Source organism: Cytobacillus sp. QJM3NY_8 (genome assembly GCF_056173585.1).
Genome location: NZ_CM149681.1, coordinates 2,041,459 through 2,058,094, shown reverse-complemented (window position 1 = coordinate 2,058,094; position 16,636 = coordinate 2,041,459). Strand labels below are relative to the sequence as shown.

The window sequence follows — 16,636 nt, the reverse complement described above, 5'->3', positions numbered from 1 at the left end:
TATATTCCCTCCCTTGAAGGAAATAAAAAAGAACCCTTAATTTTTAGGTTCTTCTATATCCTTGACTTCCTTGGATTCAATAAGTTTGTTTTCAAGTTCCTGGATTTTCTGCTGCAATTCATTGTTTTGAGAAACCACATTATCAAATTGTGCCTTCAAGATTATATTTTCGTATTTTAGTTTTCCAAGTTCATTTTGAAGATAAGGATCTATAGAAATTGTTTGTTTTTGTTCGCTCATTGGATACCATCCTTTGCAATTTTAGATTCTAATACTTCAACCCTGTTAAACAATTCTCTGATTAAAGGAATGTATAAAACAGGGATTCTGTCATATTGAACTTCTTCAAGTTCTCTTTCACCGTTTTCATTTGGAGGGCCGTATACCGCAAATCTTTCAAGCCCCGCTTCAATAAGATCTTCAGCAACCAATCCGGGAATTCTTATAACGTCAGACACGCCCACTTCATCCCAATCAATCTCTGCCCCTTTGGATTCTTCTGTTAGGAGATCCGCATACTTTTCAGCCGAGTATTTGTCGTACCATGTTTTAGGATCAACATTCAGAATCTTTTTAGCTTCTTCAAGATCAATTGCTTCTTCCTGAAGCTTGTACTTCCGAGCAGAGGAAGAACGCCAAAGATAACCGCTGGAATTAACATGAACATTTGCCCCGCCTGTTGTTGTTTTATTGTATAACTTCGGAAATCTCTGCTCATTGTCAGCAGTAAGCAATAATTGAGCGCCTGTGGCTGTTCTAATGAATATATTCCCGCCAGATCTTTCGTTCACAAATGCGAATTCATCAGAAGTTGAGCTACCAAATCCAAAATAAGCGCTTCTTGTCGTTGTGCCTTTGAAAAACTCAATATAACAATGTGTAGCGCCATGAAGTTGCAGTAAATCGCTATCTGCATCAATATGGGTTTTCCCTTGAAAAGTAAAGTCTCCTGAGTTCAGAATGTTAAATTTCATCCCGTTTGGAGAAGAAAGCTGTGTTCGTTTTGTCGTTGTTAGACGTTCTTGTCTAATATCAAGCAAAAGCCCGGTATATTCAGGGTCTGTTGAGTTTGCTTTACTTAGTCCGATTCCTAACCTGTCGGCATGAATATACATAGGCCATCCCGTTATGTCTCCATCCATAGAATCTTTAAGACCCACAATGTCAGAAGCCAATAGGCCAGATTCAAGGATTGTATCTCCCGCTTCGTACTTGTATTCATAAGGAAAAAGGCTTCCGTCAATATGATATTCAATGTCATTATCTCTCAGCGATTCCCTTATGCCTGTTCCGTTTGAAATCTCAAACCTTCCGGATCTTATATTGCTTTCTCTGACATTTTCGTAGTCACCGGGTGCAGCATATTTCCTTTGGGATATAGAACCATTGTAAATATGAGTTATTTCGGTTATCGCATTTGGATCATCCATGGTTTTAATAGTTGCACTTGTTCCGTACATGTAAATGTTCCCGCCATAAAAAGAACCCGCTTGAATTGTTGGCGAATTTATAGAAACCCCCGCTTCAAGTGTTCCGGCAAATTTAACATTTCCGTTAGCATCGACAATAAATTGATTATTGACGTTCAAACCTTCCCACGCTGTAAGGTTCTTAGCTTCTATATCACCTTGAACAATTAAGTTCCCTCTAAGCCTGATTCTTACGTCTGTTTCCCGGACATATAGCTTAGTGGAAGAAGTAGAAGTGTAAAAATAAGCTTCCCAATAGGTAGGTTTTTTACCTGAGTAAGCATTTTCAGGAATCTTTCTAGAAAATTGACACCGTTTTGCTGTATTAGCCGGAACAGAAACAATACTGCTAAGTGAGAAAGTTTGTATATATGAAGTTCCATCTTCAAAATAAACTCTGATTCCCATTGTTAGACTTGGCGCTGTTCCTGAGTTTTGTGCATATAACATGAAATCAAATGCAACTTCATCCCCATCATTTGGAACCGGCCTGTTATATTGATCTGCATCTGTATCTTCCATTAAATAAATCCAAGTATTTAAAGCGCTCCATTGATACCATATCTCACCGTTCAAGGTAACGGGTTTCATAAACCCATATAAACCTTCTTCTGCTGTTGAAATGTTGGCCCCAAGTTGCGCCCTAACATCAATTCTTGCAACATTTAAATAATCTGAAGTGATTTTAGTTGCGCTTATATCGCCAATTTTTGCATTTGTAACAGCCAAATCCGCTATTTTGGCAGTATCAATAGCTAAATTTGCAATTTTCCCATTCGTTACAGCAAGATTCTGTATATGCCCGGTTCCAACGGCTAAATCTGCAATGGCCGCTGATCCAACTGCAGCTTTCTTAATATCTGCTGAATCAATGACAATCTTGTTTGCTGAAGTTCTATCAAGCTTGTTATTTCCAACCGCTCCTGCTGCTAACTTTTCGGCTGTTACAAGCAAATCAGCAAGATCAGAAGAACCAATCCGGGCTGTTGTTGCTGTTTTTTCGTCAGAGAATGGCCCTGCTGCATCTGCCCTGTTTACTCCTCTAACCCTCACATAATATTGCTGATTTGGTACGCCTTCATATGTGAATACGCTGGCAATAGTCCGGGCCACAAGGTTTGAATCATCAGGAGTAAAGTCAGGAACAGTTGAAACAAAAACTTCATATTCCTTGATATAGCTTTTAAGTTCTGCATCCCATTCAATAATGACTTTTGAAAAGGCTCCTGAAGCCGTTACATTTGGTTTTGCCGGGAGTATATCCGCAAAATCAGTATCATCAATAGGGCCAAGTTCCCCAGATTCATCCCAAACCCCGGTTCTTCCATCTACCTTGCTTTCTATGTTTTTCAATCTTGAAGCAAGATCAGTGAACAAAGGAAGAAAATTGCCAAGAATAATTTCTGTGTTTTCAGGGCTAACTAAATCACGTTTGATTTCGATAACTCTTGCTTCGACCCTTAAAGCAGGCTTGAATTCTTTATCAATGACAAAAACAGTATCGCCGAGACGAACTTTTTCATGGGAAAGTCCCGTGAATTGCTCCAAGTCTAAAACATTCATTTCATAAGTGATTCTTGGTGTGTTTGTGCCTTGCAGGGCATTCCACGCTTTTTCTAATAAAACTCCTGGATCAGTTTCTTCTCCATCTTCAAAGATCCCGAATCTGTGCATTTTCTTCCCTGTGTCTGGATCAATGCGCCCAAATCGTTCAAGGGCAACAGGATCCCCAACCCATTTTTGACCTAATGGTTTATCAACAGGATCAAGGCCTGAACCATTCCAAACCACATCCGAAAAGTCTATGCGCCTTGTGTATCCTCCTGTTTCCGTCTGTTCGCCTTTTCCACGCCCATAAAGGGCCGTTTTCAGGTTAGAAGCATCAACAGTTCTTTTAATGGAAACCAGATCTTTTGTGAATTCAAACCGCTTCCCGGTATCAGCTCCCCGCCTTGCAAGGAGATCCACAAAACGCCCTATAATGGCTGAACCGTCAAAGTTTATGCGTTTCTTTAGTTCCCCGCCCCATGTACTGATGATCTTCTGAATTGAAGAAATGGCAGATTCATAGTAAAAATTTGTTGTTCTTAGGCCGAGATCCGCAACAGTTCCTTTTTTGAACCGGCTCTTAGAAAGGGCATCAATCATAGCACTGTCTGCTGTTCCGTCAACGGTTCGCAAGTCCTCGATAATATCATCATTCATTTCAAAGAAAGCATGTTCAGCATAAGCTTTTGTGACAATTTCAATTCCGTTGTGTTCTTCTTCGATTTTGTAAATCTGGAATAACTGAAAATCTCCATCTTCGTCTTTGAATGTGACAAGATTGTTTTCTTTCACGTGTGCAGCCGCTTCATGATCTGCGGGAACTGAAAACTCAAAAGTATGATCTTTATTTAATTGCTCTGTGTGAATGGCATCAAAAAAAGGGCATTTCTTGCTGTTGTCATTTTGTAACACAGCAAGAAGCCCTTCAGATTGTCCATCCAATATAAAAAGTTTGTTCATTTATAGCCACCTTCTTACATAAACAAGGCTTACTGCACTAACCCCAGCAGGCGTAACAGTTAATGTTGTATCTCCTGGATCCAAAGAGAAAAAATCTGAATTAATATCAAGTGCAGTCATTAAGTTTGTTGCGCCGTTATAAGTAACTGTGCCAACTTGACAATCAATCACAACTTCATCACCCGCTACAAAATTACGCACAATCCGTATAAATTCATTTGGATTCTTCTCAATCTTTAACTCAGTAGCTGAAGCCGAAAAATCGACCAAGATAATAGGAAATGCTTCTGCCGTTCCTGTATTATTTATTGTTGCAGAATCGTTTGAAATCGTTGCAGAACTTTCTGTTATGGAATAAGCAAATGGATCCGGGCAAAGGAATTCAATTTCTGCCACCCGCTTTGCAAAGATCCCTTCAAAATCTGTATTTTCGGTTACAACCGCATAATATTTCTTATCAGTTTCATCATCGAAAATCAGTTCTTGTGGTCCATTTTTGGGATTCAGCCACGAAGCCAAATCCCTTATTTTTGTTCTGAAATCAAAAAGAGAAGCACCGAAAAGGTTAATTTCAACCGTTATTCTCCGCTCCATAAACCGATAACCAAAGTAATGAACCCCATTTTTAGAAGGCGCTTGAGCCGTTCGGCTTTCGATCTCCGGGAGTGTGTCACGACCTTGTATATTTGTAATCCTTATTCCTTTTGATGTTGAATGAATTCCGTTGAAGGAAAATCCCCAACTCATGGATTAACACCCCCTACACGCAAAGACCTGTTTTCTAAGCTTGCAAGTTTCTGAGAAATGCTTCTTGCATCACTTTCATTTCGTACATTCGGCATAATAAGCTGAATCGTTTTATGAACAACTCCTGCAGCAGCACTTGAAGCAGTTTGTGCAGAATGAACTTTCTGTTTTGAAATATCTAATCTAGCATCTTGCAAAGGTTTCCTTGTGCCAATGGCAACAGTTTCCCCTACTTGGGTTGCTGCTTTCATCAGTTGTTTGGCCCTAGCTAAAAGCCCATCCTCTAAACCTTCCGTAAAGAATGAACCTAATTCAATGGCTACCCTTGAAGGACTATGAATATCTAATGCGCTCTGGATCTTGCTTGCAATGCTTTTTGCAATGCTTCTGGCTGTGTCCATCAGGCTTCCAAACATGCCCCACAATCCACGAATAAGACCGCTTATGATGTTTCGCCCTATCCATTCAAGATCAACACCTTCAAGCCAATCTTGGGCCTGATTCCATATGTCCATGATCTTCTGTTTAACTTCATAAAGCTTTTCTTGAACGCCTTGCCTTAAGGCGACAAATTTATCAACAGCAGTTCTGCGAATTGCTTCAGCTGTGTTTTGGACAATTCCCTTTGCATCATTCCAAGTATTTTGTATTTTGGTTTTTATGGAATTGTAAATTTCATTGGTTTTGTCTTTCAGGGCTTGCCATTTTCCAGAAACATAGCTTCTGATATTCTCAGCTGCATTGTTTGCAGCGTTTTTCATGCCCTGCCAAGTATTGGAGAAAAATGTTTTTATACCATTCCATGTATTTTCTGTTACTGTTTTGGCAGCTTTCCAAGTTTTATCTATAAAATCAGATATGAACTTTAGGGATTGTTCAAAAAGGATTTTCGTTAAACTCCACATGTTGGAAAGGAAATTTTTGATATGGCCCCATTTTTCTGTCGTCCAATTGCTTATAGAATCCCAATTTTCATAGATTAGAAGGGCCAAAGCTACAACAATTGCTGAAATAAACCCGACAGGGCCAGTCAGGGCAAGCATGGCGGTTCTGATAGCTGTAAAAACAGGCCCTAATTTTGATAACCATTGCCAGGCTGTTGTTAGTGGACCAATCATCATACTGAATACGGTTAAAAACGGGCCAACAGCTGCAGCAATTAATCCTATAACTGCTACTACTTGCTGACCAACAGGGGAAAGGCTTTGGAACCATTGCGATACGGTTTGAATTGCTGAAGTTAGATAAGGAAGTATAAATTCTGCCATGTCTAAAAGGACATTACCCAAAGGAATTAAAGCTTCCTGAAGTTGCCTGAATGCTATTTGAAGCCTTTCGCCAAAGTTATCCTGCAAAGCTTCTCCGGCTCTTTGTGTCGTTCCTTCCAAGCCTTCTATGCTTTTGCTTGCTCCTGCCATGGAAAAGATAACTTTCTCTCTTAGATCTTCATATTGTGTTCCGAATAGATCAGTTGATAATTGATTCCTTAAAGTGGCATCTTCAACGCCCATAAGCTTTTGAATAATTTCTCGGAAAGCCTTGTTTCCCTCTTTTCCACCTTTGGCAATCTTCCCGGCATATTCTTCAGCGTTTAAGCCTAATGATTTATAGGCTTCTTTTGTAGCTTCAGACATATCCGACATTCTAAGATGACTTTCCTTGATACTGTCACCAACTTTGTCTAATGACCAAGCGCCCGCATCAAACCCGGCTTTCAGGGTGTTCAGCATCTGCTCTCCTGTGAAGCCCATTTCTCTAAATTGCGGGCTGTATTCACGAACGGTATCAAGGAATTCACCTGTATAATCTAAGCCGTTCTGAAATCCCCATGTGAGCATATCCATGGCTTTGGTTGAATCGACACCGAAATCTTTCATCAATTGCCCGGCTGCCCTTGTGCTTTCGTTTACATCAGCATCGAACCGCTCTGCTAAAATATAGGCTCCTTCGGTAACTTTTTGTAAGTCTGCGTTGTTCAATTCCCCCATATTGTTTCTAACAAGGGTTATAGTGTCTGATACTTCAGTTAGGCTTTCGCCCCAACCGTTCACAAACACTTTTTGGGCTACACCTGTAAGCTTTTCAGCTTCTTTACCGGTCACACCAAGCCCGGCTTGGATTCTGCCTGTTGCTACATCAAAATCATTAGCAAACTTCATGGCTGCCCCGCCTGTTGCTGTAAGGGGAACACTCACACCCTTTGTCATAGCATCGCCAATGATTCCCATTCTGTCTGCTACATCTTGCACCCGGTTTTCAATTTGTCTAAGGCCTGATTCAACATCATTTGTATTTATCTCTGTATTAATGACAATGCGCCCGTCACCTGAAGGCATTCAAATCACCTACCTTTTTTGTAGGATTTTTTAATAGAATCCGAAATTGCTGTTAAAGCTGCATCAGCTTCTTCAAGGGAAGGTTTTTCATTTTTAAGCCTATAAAGTCGCTTCAGTTCAATAATTCGCTTGCGTTCTTCCACGTTGTATTTAGTAGGTGCAGGGATCTTCTGCGCTCTAATCGCCACAACTTCTTTAAACTTGGTATCATCAGAAAGACCTTCTAACAGGGCCAAAAACTTATGCCAGTGTATTTTTCCTTGCATTTCAAAAAGATCTATTTTGTAATCTTGAAGGAATGAAGCATAAATAAACCCGGCATCTTGTTCAAAATCGTAATAACTTTTGCCCTTGCTTTCTGGATTCCCAGGATAAAGAACACGATCAAAAAGAAAGCCTATGAGTTCGGCAATATCCTCAATGGATAATTCCAACTCATAGGCATTTTTCACAAGCATTTCATACAAAATATCTAGCTTTTCATATTCATCAAATGTATCATCATGAAGGAGTTCATCCACCCTCAAAACGTTGTCAAATGCAAGATTCAGCTTGATTGTATGACCTCGAAATATGATTTCATCAGTAAATCTTTCTGTAAGCTTCATAGGCTTTTATTTTCCTGTGTAATAGGCTTTTTCTCTTTTCTTGAAGGTTTGCATTCTTTTTCCCACTACTTCCATTAATTGAAGGATAATATCAGCCATAACAATTAATGATTTCCCGGTATCTGCATATACCTTTTCAAAAGATCCTTCACCCAAAAGAACTTCTACAACGGTAAACATAATCTCGTAATTCTCTTTTTCCGCTGCCTTTTGTTCCTTTTCTGTCATATCGGAATAATCTCTGTCCTTCATCTTTGCAGATTCTTTGCGGAAACGTTTAAAAACTTTATCGTACTCTCTCAAACTTTCATCATTGAGATACATTCTATAAACCTTGTCTGCAATCTCGACTTCTTCATAGGTTTTTTGAACGTCAATTTTAATAGCCATTGTTTCATTCCCCTTTAACAGTTTTTAATTTAAGCGCCTGTGCCTGCTTCCGTGAATGTTGGTTTTCCATTGAAATGCACTTCAAAGCTGAATGTGCTCTTTTCGTTAGCAGCTCCAGAAGCGCCCACGATATTTGCAACAGTCACCCATCCTTCAAACATATCCCCGCTTGGATCTGTCCAACGGAAGTTTGTTTTCCGGGCTTCTCCTGTTTCAATTTGAAGGCCTGCGACAAAATCCTGTGCAGGATCCCCATATTTCCTATGTCCTTCAAAAGTAATTACAAGTTGCGCTGAAGTAACATCAGAAGAACCGAACCCCTCACCATCTAAATAAGGCGTTTGATCAATTTCTTCATTCCATTGTGGATCAAATGAATTGATACCGGCTGCAACCCGCTCATAAGTTGCGCCTGTGCCTGTCTGATCCTGCGCTGTATCAATTTCAAATTTATGTGCTGAATTAAGTTCAAAACCTGCCATTCATAAAACCCCCCTAATATTTCGTCAAAGTGGCGTTAAATAACGCTGAATAGATATAACTGCCCCTGCTGTCTTTCTCAACCAAAATAGGCATTGTGTAGATCTCAGACTTGATAAATTGATAGGATCCATCAGCAGGAATCACCGCATCTTTTCCTAATTCATCAAGGTAAATAGTTAATTGATTCATAGTGTCAATGGCTTGGCCCTGATTTTGATGTTTAACAAGGATCTGAAAGGCAATGATCCAATCCCTTGAACCATCCATGAACCTTTCTGAAGGTGTTGCAGGAGTTCTCCGGATTGTAATTGCATTTAGATCCTCTGGCAGGACATCAACTGACAGGGCATCAAACAGAGAAAAATTTGCTTCTAAATGATTTGCCATATCGTCAATAAAATCTGAAGGCATAGGGGAATCACCCCTTTCTTACAAGTGCCGATTAATGGCCTGTTGTGTCATGCGCACCCAATCACTAAGAAAACGGGCTTTTGCAGCTTCAAACCATAAGCCCTGCGCATTTGGATTTGCATCTTTGGAAAAGTTATATTGCGGGTTGTAATAAAGCTTTCTGGCATATGGCTGATCCCAAATAATTTTCCCTTTTCCGATTTGTGAAGCTCGAACCCCTGAACGTTCAAGTTCACCGGTATCTTTAGGAATGAAATAGTTTGAACCCTTCAAAACTTCCTGATCCAGCTGTTTCTGACCAGCATCTACCGCTTCTTCAACCCGTTGTTCGATATTCCCCAATTCCAGATTCACGCTGAAACGAATCATATTAACTCCACCTCATAATGATGAAGGGTGTCGGTATACAGAGGATTAACCCGCTGAACTTGCATTGTTACACCCTGGAATGTCACCTTTGATTTTTCCTTGAATTCGAATATGCCAGAAGAACTTGAATTCTTTTGGTCATAGAACATTAGAGCTTTAATACTTTTGCTTTCTGTATCTCCTGCCCGGTTAAAACTTTTTTCAAAGTTGATCCTGATGTTTTTCAGGGTTACTGCAGGCAAATAGGTTTCACCATACCTCCCATTTTCTTCAAACTGTTCATAAGTAGCTTCATGGATTAATAGATTCCGAGGAATAGGCCTGATTCTTAACATCTAACCCCAACTCCCATATACAGCAATCCCGTTGGCCTTAAATAGCTTCGGGCCATTTCAGAAACTATCTTTACACCGGATCCTTCTGTATAACTAAAACCGCCTATACTCACAGAAGAAGGGGAACCGCCATGAATTGACAATTCCCCACCATCTGAGAACATATATTCAACTTGTGCTGCAACAGCTTTTTTAACATTGGTTTGAATCAAAGTAGGTTCCTTGGATAAATCGATACCTAACAGCTTGTAATTAGTCACCATGTCAATAAGATCTGAAGCCCTGGATACTAACTTGTTAAAGCTTTCAGCATCCATTGGAATACCTTTGTACACATCATTATAAAAAGCCTGATCAATATAGGGCATGACTACTCATCCTTCTTACCTTCAGGCTTTTTAGCTTCCGTTTTCCCTGAGTTCTTCTTTTTAGGTTCATTAGATTCCTCAACCGTATAACCTTTATTCTTAAACCACTCCAGCAACCATTTATTATCGGTTTCAGCTTCTCCATTAACAAATTGAAGGGAAGCGCTATTCCCGTTGTAATTAGGATTAGGGCTTTTAATTTTAGCCATAAAAAAAGCTCCTTCCTTTATTGAACTTTAATATTACGGAGAACACCGGCTTTTCGGGTAGCTTTTAGGGCAACAGCAGCCACCATTTCTACCTCACCTGTTTTAACAGCTCCTGGAGAGTTGAAATCAGGCAAGAAAGTACGAATCACTTTATTACCGGTAGGCGAAACACCATGGAATCCATCCATGCCAAGGGAAACAGCATAAAGATCTGTTAATCCTGTTTGCTCAGTACCAACCGTACGGTTAACGATTGGAACAACTGGAATGGTTGAAGTACCGTCATAAAAATATTCAAGATCAACTAGTGGGATTCCATCATACCCTGTTACGGTACGTCCAAAGCCATCCTCAGACTTTGTTGCATAACCAGCCCGGCGAGCAACCGATTTGATTTTGGTAATTAACTTGCTGTTCCCCATAAGCATAGTTGGCCGGCCATCTAATTCCGCTAGGAAATTATCGATCTCATCTAATAAAGCAAACTTCTTACTTTCTAATCCTGCCTCATCTGAAAGATCAATAACAGAATCAGTGTTTAATTCTGTATTAGAACCAGTAAGTGCCTTATCTAACCCATCAAATGCTTTAGAATCGACAGCTGAATCGCCATTTATTACAGTGTAATGAAACAGGTTGGCAGCCCCTTTAATCTTTTGCTGCATTTGAAAATTCATTTCGTTGATTTGACCACTAGTATCTTGAATTACACGGTCAATTTTAAACGCTCCCCCAAAGATTTTAAGATTCACATATTGGTTCTCGCGGTCTGCTTCATTTGCTGTGTATTCGCTGTTAATCTCACGGAACCCAGCAGTTGAAGGAGTTTTCAAACGCGTGTAACCATATGTTAAAGTTGATCCACCTGTCCCAGGTGAAACAGCATTATCGAATGTTAACCGATCTAAAAGGAAGGAAGCGCGACGAAATTCATCGATAACCTGTTGGTCAATATGGTCTGCCATTCCAACCTTTGCTTGCTCTAAAGTAATTGGCATGAACAATCATCTCCTAATCTTAATTATTGGTTGTTGAAAACCTTTGATTTAGTGCATCTAAAAGAGTGCTAGGCTCACCAGCTGGAGTCGTTTGGTGTTGGCCTTGTGAAAATGTTGGCTTACTAGGTTGCTGCTCTGCTTCAAATAAATAAGCATCGCTTTTTTGCAATGCTTTCAACTGATCTTCCAAGCCCAGGAGCTTATCTCCATCCAGCTTGATAGAATCCTTATTTAATAGAGCCTCAACCGCCTTAGGATTTTTAGCCTTGGCATTTGTTATAGCAGACTTTAATGCAAAATCAAAAGCCTGCTGATCAAGCTTTTGCTGATATTCAGCTGCAGTTTTCTTATTTTCTTCTGTTAACTCATTAATCTTGACCATTAATTCCTCATGACCTTTGGCCTTTTCGCCAAGTTCAGCTAATTGAGCATCACGATCTTTTAACTGCTTTTTCAGTTCCTTGGTGTTTTCGTTCAATTCATTAAACTTTTCTTTAGGGATCCAATTGCCATCAGAAACAATTGCAATCTTTTTATCTCCCGCTTTTTCCATGACTTGCTTATAAAGATCTTCTCCAAGCAATTCTTTTAAGTCCATCTATTTTTATCTCCTTTTTAATGTTTTTTAGCGTGTCACACCTCACGCAAAAGGTTCCGTTTCTTTATGGCGTCTAACCTTTAAAAAGACGCACCATTATTAATAAGCCTTTTCTCGCTCATACCGCCTTGTTCGGCCTGTATCGTGAATAAAGGCTCTCATGTTAGCTTGCCGCTGCCGTACTTTCTTTTTAGCAGCATCTATGGCTTCAGATTCACCCAGGGCTTCTGCAACAGCTAATTGTCTTTTAGCTTTCCTGATTTCCCTTTCTAAGTGCCTCTGTTTCTGGCTTTCCTTGTAGACCTTCCTGTTTTCTGCAGCCGGATAAGGTCTATACACACGTTTTGAAAAACCTTCAATAAAGGGATAAAAAACATGTCGGCAATTGATCCCCCTTAGTCCATCGGGTTCACCATAGCTAGTAGATGAAAGAGGAGGGTATTTATTACTGCTCCCTGATTTTGAAAAGATTTTCCCCTGGTACTTTGCACATTTTGGCCTTGCTCCCATATGGGAACTGACTTCAACTAAATCTGCCCCGTATTCATCCATTCGAGCAAATTGCATTTCATTGGCAACACTGTTTGACATTGACCTGGTAACCATTGATACATAGGCTTCGGTTGACATCTTGGCCCCATCTTTTCGAATAAGAGCAGGAACTCCGTGTTCTGCCCACCTTGCAGCTGTCTCTGCCAGTGCTTGTCTTGGTGTCTTTGTGCCTGTGAGGACCTTTCCTGTTGTTTCATTCAAGATATTTAAATATATTTGCTGAGACTGATCTAACATGGTTGTATTGATCAGGTTGAAAGTTTCCCTTGCTTGCCTTTGAAAAGACACTAATACCGCTTCAAGAACAGGGCTTTCTTTAGATAAAGGAGGTTGCAGCAAGATTCCTTGAGCAACAGCTTCGATCAATTCCATTTCTGAATCAGTGATAGCTTCATAGCCAGCTTCTTCAAGCATAGCTGTTACTGTTTCAATCGAAAGTTCCGCATATTTAGCTATGGTTATAATATTTTGCTGTGTTAATTTTCCTAGTTGACCAAGCTTCTCGGTTTGCCACCTTTCCACATCTTCTTCCAGCAGACTTTTTCCTTGTTTCAGGATAATGGCAATGTTTAAAAGGATTTCTTCCTCAATGGATAGAAAGACTTCGATAATAGGCATTGTCAATTGCTGCTGTCTTAGTGGTTCCATTAGGTCTCACCCTGGTCTTGTCTATTATTGTTAAGACCAAAGAAATCAATTGCTTCAGCCGTTGCTGTTGCATTTTCTTCTGCAATTTCATTCAGCAACTGCTCAGCTTCTTCTTCTGAAAAACCATGGATTTTCATAATCGCCTTTTTCTTAGAAGTCAGCTGATTGGTAACCAACTGAACTTGCTTTGCAATCTCTGCGTTTTGGTCTTCTGCTATCGAATCATCAAAAGCAACTGTGACTTCATATTCACCTTCTGGCCGAGAAAATAACTGATATAGCTCAGCGACCTGAAGGATACATTCCACTAGTTCCTGAATGCCAGCTTCAATAAGGTTTTCATGGCTTTGCTTGGTCCGGAAGGTCTTAGAGTTTTCAGAAACAACCTCTGTTGCTGTCTTGACTCCCTGGCCATCGAAAGTGAAAGCACCGGAAGAGAAACCTATTTGCATTGCCAAGACATTGAGCAAGGAATTGATCGCAGAAATATGTTCCTCGACACGAAGTGTTGCTGAAATGTCTGCTATTTTATTAGCATCCATATCGCCAAGAGCCATCGCCTGGTAAACTTCATCTTCGGCATCAAAATAACGGTGCATTTGGCCAGTTATTGGATCAATAACGGTTTGAATAGCTGTATCCGGTACTAAAATGCGCTTTTTCCCAAGCTTGAATTCCCGTTGATAGGAGTCAAAAGCGATATCCAAGGAATGCAGCGTATCAAGCGCATTGGCGAAAATGGAAATCCCTAATGGGCTTGTAGTATCCAAGTTATTGGCTATGTTTGGCTTAAAGTAGACAAAACCCGGTCGCTTGTAATTAGATATCCTAATCTCCTCTTGAAGATTCGGGAAAAATTGCTTCAGTGGAACCTTAACCCCTAATTCCTCGCCTGTATTATTTTCATAGACTTCATTCCGGATTAGATAGGTCTCCCCAACCCACAGGTGCCATTCCAGGTGAGTGTATTTCTTTCCTTTCTTGTTGAATTCATTTATGAAAACAGCCTCTCGAATGGTGTTATGGTCCCAGCTAATCGGGATAAAACAATCAGCTGTTACGTAAGAGAGCTTTAATTTCTCATCCTCCACATAAGGCTTGATCACCATGCCACCCATAGCAAACTGGTATTCTAAGTAATCCTGAAATTTCTTAACGAAGTTATTATTCTTAAAGACATCATGGATGTTCTCAGACAAAGTCTTATCAGAAATATATATCTCGCAACGCTCATTAAAGATTAATGTTGCTAGCTCCTGAGAGACCACCTTAGGCATGTTCAGGGAAGCCATTCGACGTTTTTTCGGTCCCGCAATCGTTGTATATCGGATATCATGCCATTCGCTAAAATACCCTTTATAGAGAGCTTTCCAATTCCCAATATTTTTGTAGAAATCCTCATTAATCTGGATGTCCTTGTGATCGGCCAGCTTCTGAATGCCTTTAATCAATCCCATTCTGTACATCACCTGCCTTATGCGGGCCAGCATGTTTTTAAACATTAGTTGTCACCGCCTTAATATTTCAATCCAAGCTTTCTCAAATTATCCTGAACATAATATTGGAAGGCATCGCATGTATGATCATCAATCTTTATAACCTTCGGATCATCACTCTGTAAGGTATCAGCATCCCATTGGTACTTTTTATGTTCGGTAAGGAAAATCTCATTGGTTGCTTTTTTAAGCACAAAAAAACGCCCCTGAGCCAATAGGTCCTGGACGTTGTCGATCATATCTATTTTCTTTTTCTTCACTACCGGATGAAGCCGGATGCCATAGTCCTTAAAGAACTGGTTCCGCAAAGCTCCCTCTGCTGAATCGATGGTTTGCTGATCAAAGTGTCGATTATAGGTTTGCTGGATTTTATCCATCCATTCTTTCAGATCCTTTGAAAGCTCGCTCGGAGCCTTTTTTACGACTTTGTTTTCTGGGCTATAGTAAAAGGTATCAAGTAGGATTACATTCCTCTTTTTCGTAAATCCAAAAGCCAGGAATGTCGTAGCAGATACTTGGTGCCCAGTATCAATGGCTATATCGATAAGAATTAGATCATCATCCTTTGGCAGCTCCTCGATTTCATGGAAGTGGTCCATATTGTACACCATGTCACCAAGACCGATAACCTCACCGGCATACATCCAGCGCCAGTAATCTTCATCATTTTCCTTGTACTTCTCAATCTTCCGGATCATCTGCTCAGATAAGAACCCTTTTTTATCATCAAGGTACGTTGAATGATGAATGAAATAATCATCATCCCCGGCTTTAGTATCCAACCACTCATTAATCCAGCTGTATGGATTTCTGGGAGGGTTGTAGGAGAAGAACACCTTAACCTCTTTTCCCTCAATCTCCTGCCGGATAAAAGTATCTTCAACTATGTCAATATCCTCAACACCAGCAAATTCTGCTGCTTCCTCAAACCACAGTGCCATGACATAGCCTTTTGCAATTTTGGCTGACTTAATCTTCATGGGATCATCGACGCCATAAAAATAAAAAGCCGTGTTTGTAGCCTTGTGCCGAATCAGCAAAGGGGATTTCCCGAAATAAAATTCATCCTCAACACCTAGCATGTATATGGCCCATTTAATTTGTTCGTAAATAGAAGTAGAAAGATATTTTCCTACTTTCCTAAGACAAACGACATTACCTAAGTCATCTTCCAAAAAATCGACCACAAGCTTTAGACTAATCACTGAGGATTTCATTGAGGAACGGCCGCCTTTAGCGACTATATGGGACTGTTCAGCAAGCCAGAGGGAATAGAAATTGACGTTCATTAAATCCATGACATTAATCGTTTTGACTGTCATTCTCTAACGCCTTCCTCATTGCTTCTTTATCATTCACGATCACAACCTTGCTGGCATCTCCGCCCTCTTGTTTGATTTCAGCCTTGGTCTTTTCGATATTTGTTCGCATTAGCTCTAGCTTTAGCCTGCGCTCATCATGTATGTGTGCCATCTCATCAAATTGCTTAATAAGGGAACGCAACTCGCCCATTGCCCTGGACTGAGCATTTAGGAAAGTAGCATGCTTATCCCAAGCAAATTGATATTCCCATTCTCTTTCTTCAGCAGAATCTGAGTCCTTTTTCTTTTTTAAGACCTTTGTTATGTCTTCTTTATTCTCAACAAACATAATTCTCTGTGCTCGGATAATGGCAGCATATTGAATCTGTATTTGATCCCAAATTAAATCGGCAGGGGAATGCTCTTGCATATGGTTCATGATTTCTAATGATTCTTCTGGTAGAAACTTAGAGAAAAAACCATGAGTGACTGCATTGGAATTTCCTATTGGAGCAGCTCCTCCTCTATTACCTTTTGCATTAATATTTCCCTTAGGAGCACCCCGCTTTTTTGTGTGCACACTTTTTTCTTTGGGTGCACCTCTATTACGATTCCAGCCATATCGCTTTTTCCAGGACTTCACTGTATTAAGCGACACCTGATATTTCTCGGCAATGTCTTTGTACTTCATGCCTTTGACGTAATCTTTTTCAGCTTGGACATATTTCTCAGCCATGCTACATCACCTGCCACCTCCTAGTATTTGTGTTTGTTTTGGAGCAAAAGAAAAAGCATCCCTAAGAATGCTTT

The 16,636-nt window shown here is 40.2% G+C and carries 18 protein-coding genes; all 18 read right to left on the bottom strand.

Annotated features, from left to right (window positions below):
• Nucleotides 1-36: 36 nt before the first annotated feature.
• The 18 genes from AC0VZ9_RS10715 to terS all read right to left on the bottom strand — a co-directional run bounded on the left by AC0VZ9_RS10715 (nt 37) and on the right by terS (nt 16,562).
• Nucleotides 37-240, bottom strand: coding sequence for a hypothetical protein (locus tag AC0VZ9_RS10715; protein ID WP_386849827.1), 204 nt, complete (start codon nt 238-240; stop codon nt 37-39).
• On the bottom strand, nt 237-3,977 hold the full coding sequence (locus tag AC0VZ9_RS10710) for a phage tail spike protein (protein ID WP_386849826.1): 3,741 nt from the start codon (nt 3,975-3,977) through the stop codon (nt 237-239). The genes AC0VZ9_RS10715 and AC0VZ9_RS10710 overlap by 4 nt, the downstream gene beginning before the upstream one ends.
• A complete protein-coding gene (locus AC0VZ9_RS10705) occupies nt 3,978-4,724 on the bottom strand; it encodes a distal tail protein Dit (protein ID WP_386849825.1) in 747 nt (248 codons plus the stop codon).
• Nucleotides 4,721-7,060 (bottom strand): phage tail tape measure protein, encoded by a 2,340-nt coding sequence (locus AC0VZ9_RS10700; RefSeq protein WP_475397336.1) that lies wholly within the window; start codon nt 7,058-7,060, stop codon nt 4,721-4,723. Before AC0VZ9_RS10700 ends, AC0VZ9_RS10705 begins: the two co-directional genes overlap by 4 nt.
• A 5-nt stretch (nt 7,061-7,065) precedes the next feature.
• Entirely contained in the window at nt 7,066-7,668 is a 603-nt protein-coding gene (locus tag AC0VZ9_RS10695) for a Gp15 family bacteriophage protein (protein ID WP_475397335.1), read from the bottom strand.
• Between the two features lie 6 nt (nt 7,669-7,674).
• Nucleotides 7,675-8,058: a hypothetical protein gene (locus AC0VZ9_RS10690; RefSeq protein WP_386849822.1), complete on the bottom strand. Its 384-nt coding sequence runs from the start codon at nt 8,056-8,058 to the stop codon at nt 7,675-7,677.
• 29 nt (nt 8,059-8,087) lie between these two features.
• Entirely contained in the window at nt 8,088-8,540 is a 453-nt protein-coding gene (locus AC0VZ9_RS10685) for a phage tail tube protein (RefSeq protein WP_386849821.1), read from the bottom strand.
• Nucleotides 8,541-8,553: 13 nt separating this feature from the next.
• Nucleotides 8,554-8,952 (bottom strand): phage tail terminator protein, encoded by a 399-nt coding sequence (locus AC0VZ9_RS10680; protein ID WP_386849820.1) that lies wholly within the window; start codon nt 8,950-8,952, stop codon nt 8,554-8,556.
• 18 nt (nt 8,953-8,970) lie between these two features.
• Entirely contained in the window at nt 8,971-9,321 is a 351-nt protein-coding gene (locus AC0VZ9_RS10675; RefSeq protein ID WP_386849819.1) for a minor capsid protein, read from the bottom strand.
• A complete protein-coding gene (locus AC0VZ9_RS10670; protein WP_386849818.1) occupies nt 9,318-9,656 on the bottom strand; it encodes a putative minor capsid protein in 339 nt (112 codons plus the stop codon). Before AC0VZ9_RS10670 ends, AC0VZ9_RS10675 begins: the two co-directional genes overlap by 4 nt.
• On the bottom strand, nt 9,650-10,024 hold the full coding sequence (locus tag AC0VZ9_RS10665; protein WP_386849817.1) for a head-tail connector protein: 375 nt from the start codon (nt 10,022-10,024) through the stop codon (nt 9,650-9,652). The genes AC0VZ9_RS10670 and AC0VZ9_RS10665 overlap by 7 nt, the downstream gene beginning before the upstream one ends.
• A 2-nt stretch (nt 10,025-10,026) precedes the next feature.
• Entirely contained in the window at nt 10,027-10,233 is a 207-nt protein-coding gene (locus AC0VZ9_RS10660) for a hypothetical protein (RefSeq protein ID WP_386849816.1), read from the bottom strand.
• 17 nt (nt 10,234-10,250) lie between these two features.
• Nucleotides 10,251-11,231: a major capsid protein gene (locus tag AC0VZ9_RS10655; RefSeq protein ID WP_386849815.1), complete on the bottom strand. Its 981-nt coding sequence runs from the start codon at nt 11,229-11,231 to the stop codon at nt 10,251-10,253.
• Between the two features lie 19 nt (nt 11,232-11,250).
• On the bottom strand, nt 11,251-11,829 hold the full coding sequence (locus tag AC0VZ9_RS10650; RefSeq protein WP_386849814.1) for a phage scaffolding protein: 579 nt from the start codon (nt 11,827-11,829) through the stop codon (nt 11,251-11,253).
• A gap of 99 nt (nt 11,830-11,928) precedes the next feature.
• The gene (locus AC0VZ9_RS10645; RefSeq protein ID WP_386849813.1) at nt 11,929-13,029 is read right to left on the bottom strand and encodes a phage minor capsid protein; all 1,101 of its coding nucleotides are present in this window, start codon (nt 13,027-13,029) and stop codon (nt 11,929-11,931) included.
• Nucleotides 13,029-14,531 (bottom strand): phage portal protein, encoded by a 1,503-nt coding sequence (locus tag AC0VZ9_RS10640; RefSeq protein WP_386849812.1) that lies wholly within the window; start codon nt 14,529-14,531, stop codon nt 13,029-13,031. The genes AC0VZ9_RS10645 and AC0VZ9_RS10640 overlap by 1 nt, the downstream gene beginning before the upstream one ends.
• A gap of 14 nt (nt 14,532-14,545) precedes the next feature.
• Entirely contained in the window at nt 14,546-15,847 is a 1,302-nt protein-coding gene (locus AC0VZ9_RS10635; protein ID WP_386849811.1) for a PBSX family phage terminase large subunit, read from the bottom strand.
• Nucleotides 15,828-16,562, bottom strand: coding sequence for a phage terminase small subunit (gene terS / locus AC0VZ9_RS10630; RefSeq protein WP_386849810.1), 735 nt, complete (start codon nt 16,560-16,562; stop codon nt 15,828-15,830). The genes AC0VZ9_RS10635 and terS overlap by 20 nt, the downstream gene beginning before the upstream one ends.
• Nucleotides 16,563-16,636 lie beyond the last annotated feature (74 nt).

Bases quoted from the DNA above. Each gene is read 5' to 3' on its own strand.
- AC0VZ9_RS10685 (WP_386849821.1), bottom strand. From the start codon at position 8,540: ATGGCAGGTTTTGAACTTAATTCAGCACATAAATTTGAAATTGATACA.
- AC0VZ9_RS10640 (WP_386849812.1), bottom strand. From the start codon at position 14,531: ATGTTTAAAAACATGCTGGCCCGCATAAGGCAGGTGATGTACAGAATG.
- AC0VZ9_RS10675 (WP_386849819.1), bottom strand. From the start codon at position 9,321: ATGATTCGTTTCAGCGTGAATCTGGAATTGGGGAATATCGAACAACGG.
- AC0VZ9_RS10670 (WP_386849818.1), bottom strand. From the start codon at position 9,656: ATGTTAAGAATCAGGCCTATTCCTCGGAATCTATTAATCCATGAAGCT.
- AC0VZ9_RS10655 (WP_386849815.1), bottom strand. From the start codon at position 11,231: ATGCCAATTACTTTAGAGCAAGCAAAGGTTGGAATGGCAGACCATATT.
- AC0VZ9_RS10645 (WP_386849813.1), bottom strand. From the start codon at position 13,029: ATGGAACCACTAAGACAGCAGCAATTGACAATGCCTATTATCGAAGTC.
- AC0VZ9_RS10705 (WP_386849825.1), bottom strand. From the start codon at position 4,724: ATGAGTTGGGGATTTTCCTTCAACGGAATTCATTCAACATCAAAAGGA.
- AC0VZ9_RS10690 (WP_386849822.1), bottom strand. From the start codon at position 8,058: ATGGCTATTAAAATTGACGTTCAAAAAACCTATGAAGAAGTCGAGATT.
- AC0VZ9_RS10715 (WP_386849827.1), bottom strand. From the start codon at position 240: ATGAGCGAACAAAAACAAACAATTTCTATAGATCCTTATCTTCAAAAT.
- AC0VZ9_RS10660 (WP_386849816.1), bottom strand. From the start codon at position 10,233: ATGGCTAAAATTAAAAGCCCTAATCCTAATTACAACGGGAATAGCGCT.
- AC0VZ9_RS10635 (WP_386849811.1), bottom strand. From the start codon at position 15,847: ATGACAGTCAAAACGATTAATGTCATGGATTTAATGAACGTCAATTTC.
- terS (WP_386849810.1), bottom strand. From the start codon at position 16,562: ATGGCTGAGAAATATGTCCAAGCTGAAAAAGATTACGTCAAAGGCATG.
- AC0VZ9_RS10665 (WP_386849817.1), bottom strand. From the start codon at position 10,024: ATGCCCTATATTGATCAGGCTTTTTATAATGATGTGTACAAAGGTATT.
- AC0VZ9_RS10650 (WP_386849814.1), bottom strand. From the start codon at position 11,829: ATGGACTTAAAAGAATTGCTTGGAGAAGATCTTTATAAGCAAGTCATG.
- AC0VZ9_RS10680 (WP_386849820.1), bottom strand. From the start codon at position 8,952: ATGCCTTCAGATTTTATTGACGATATGGCAAATCATTTAGAAGCAAAT.
- AC0VZ9_RS10710 (WP_386849826.1), bottom strand. From the start codon at position 3,977: ATGAACAAACTTTTTATATTGGATGGACAATCTGAAGGGCTTCTTGCT.
- AC0VZ9_RS10695 (WP_475397335.1), bottom strand. From the start codon at position 7,668: ATGAAGCTTACAGAAAGATTTACTGATGAAATCATATTTCGAGGTCAT.
- AC0VZ9_RS10700 (WP_475397336.1), bottom strand. From the start codon at position 7,060: ATGCCTTCAGGTGACGGGCGCATTGTCATTAATACAGAGATAAATACA.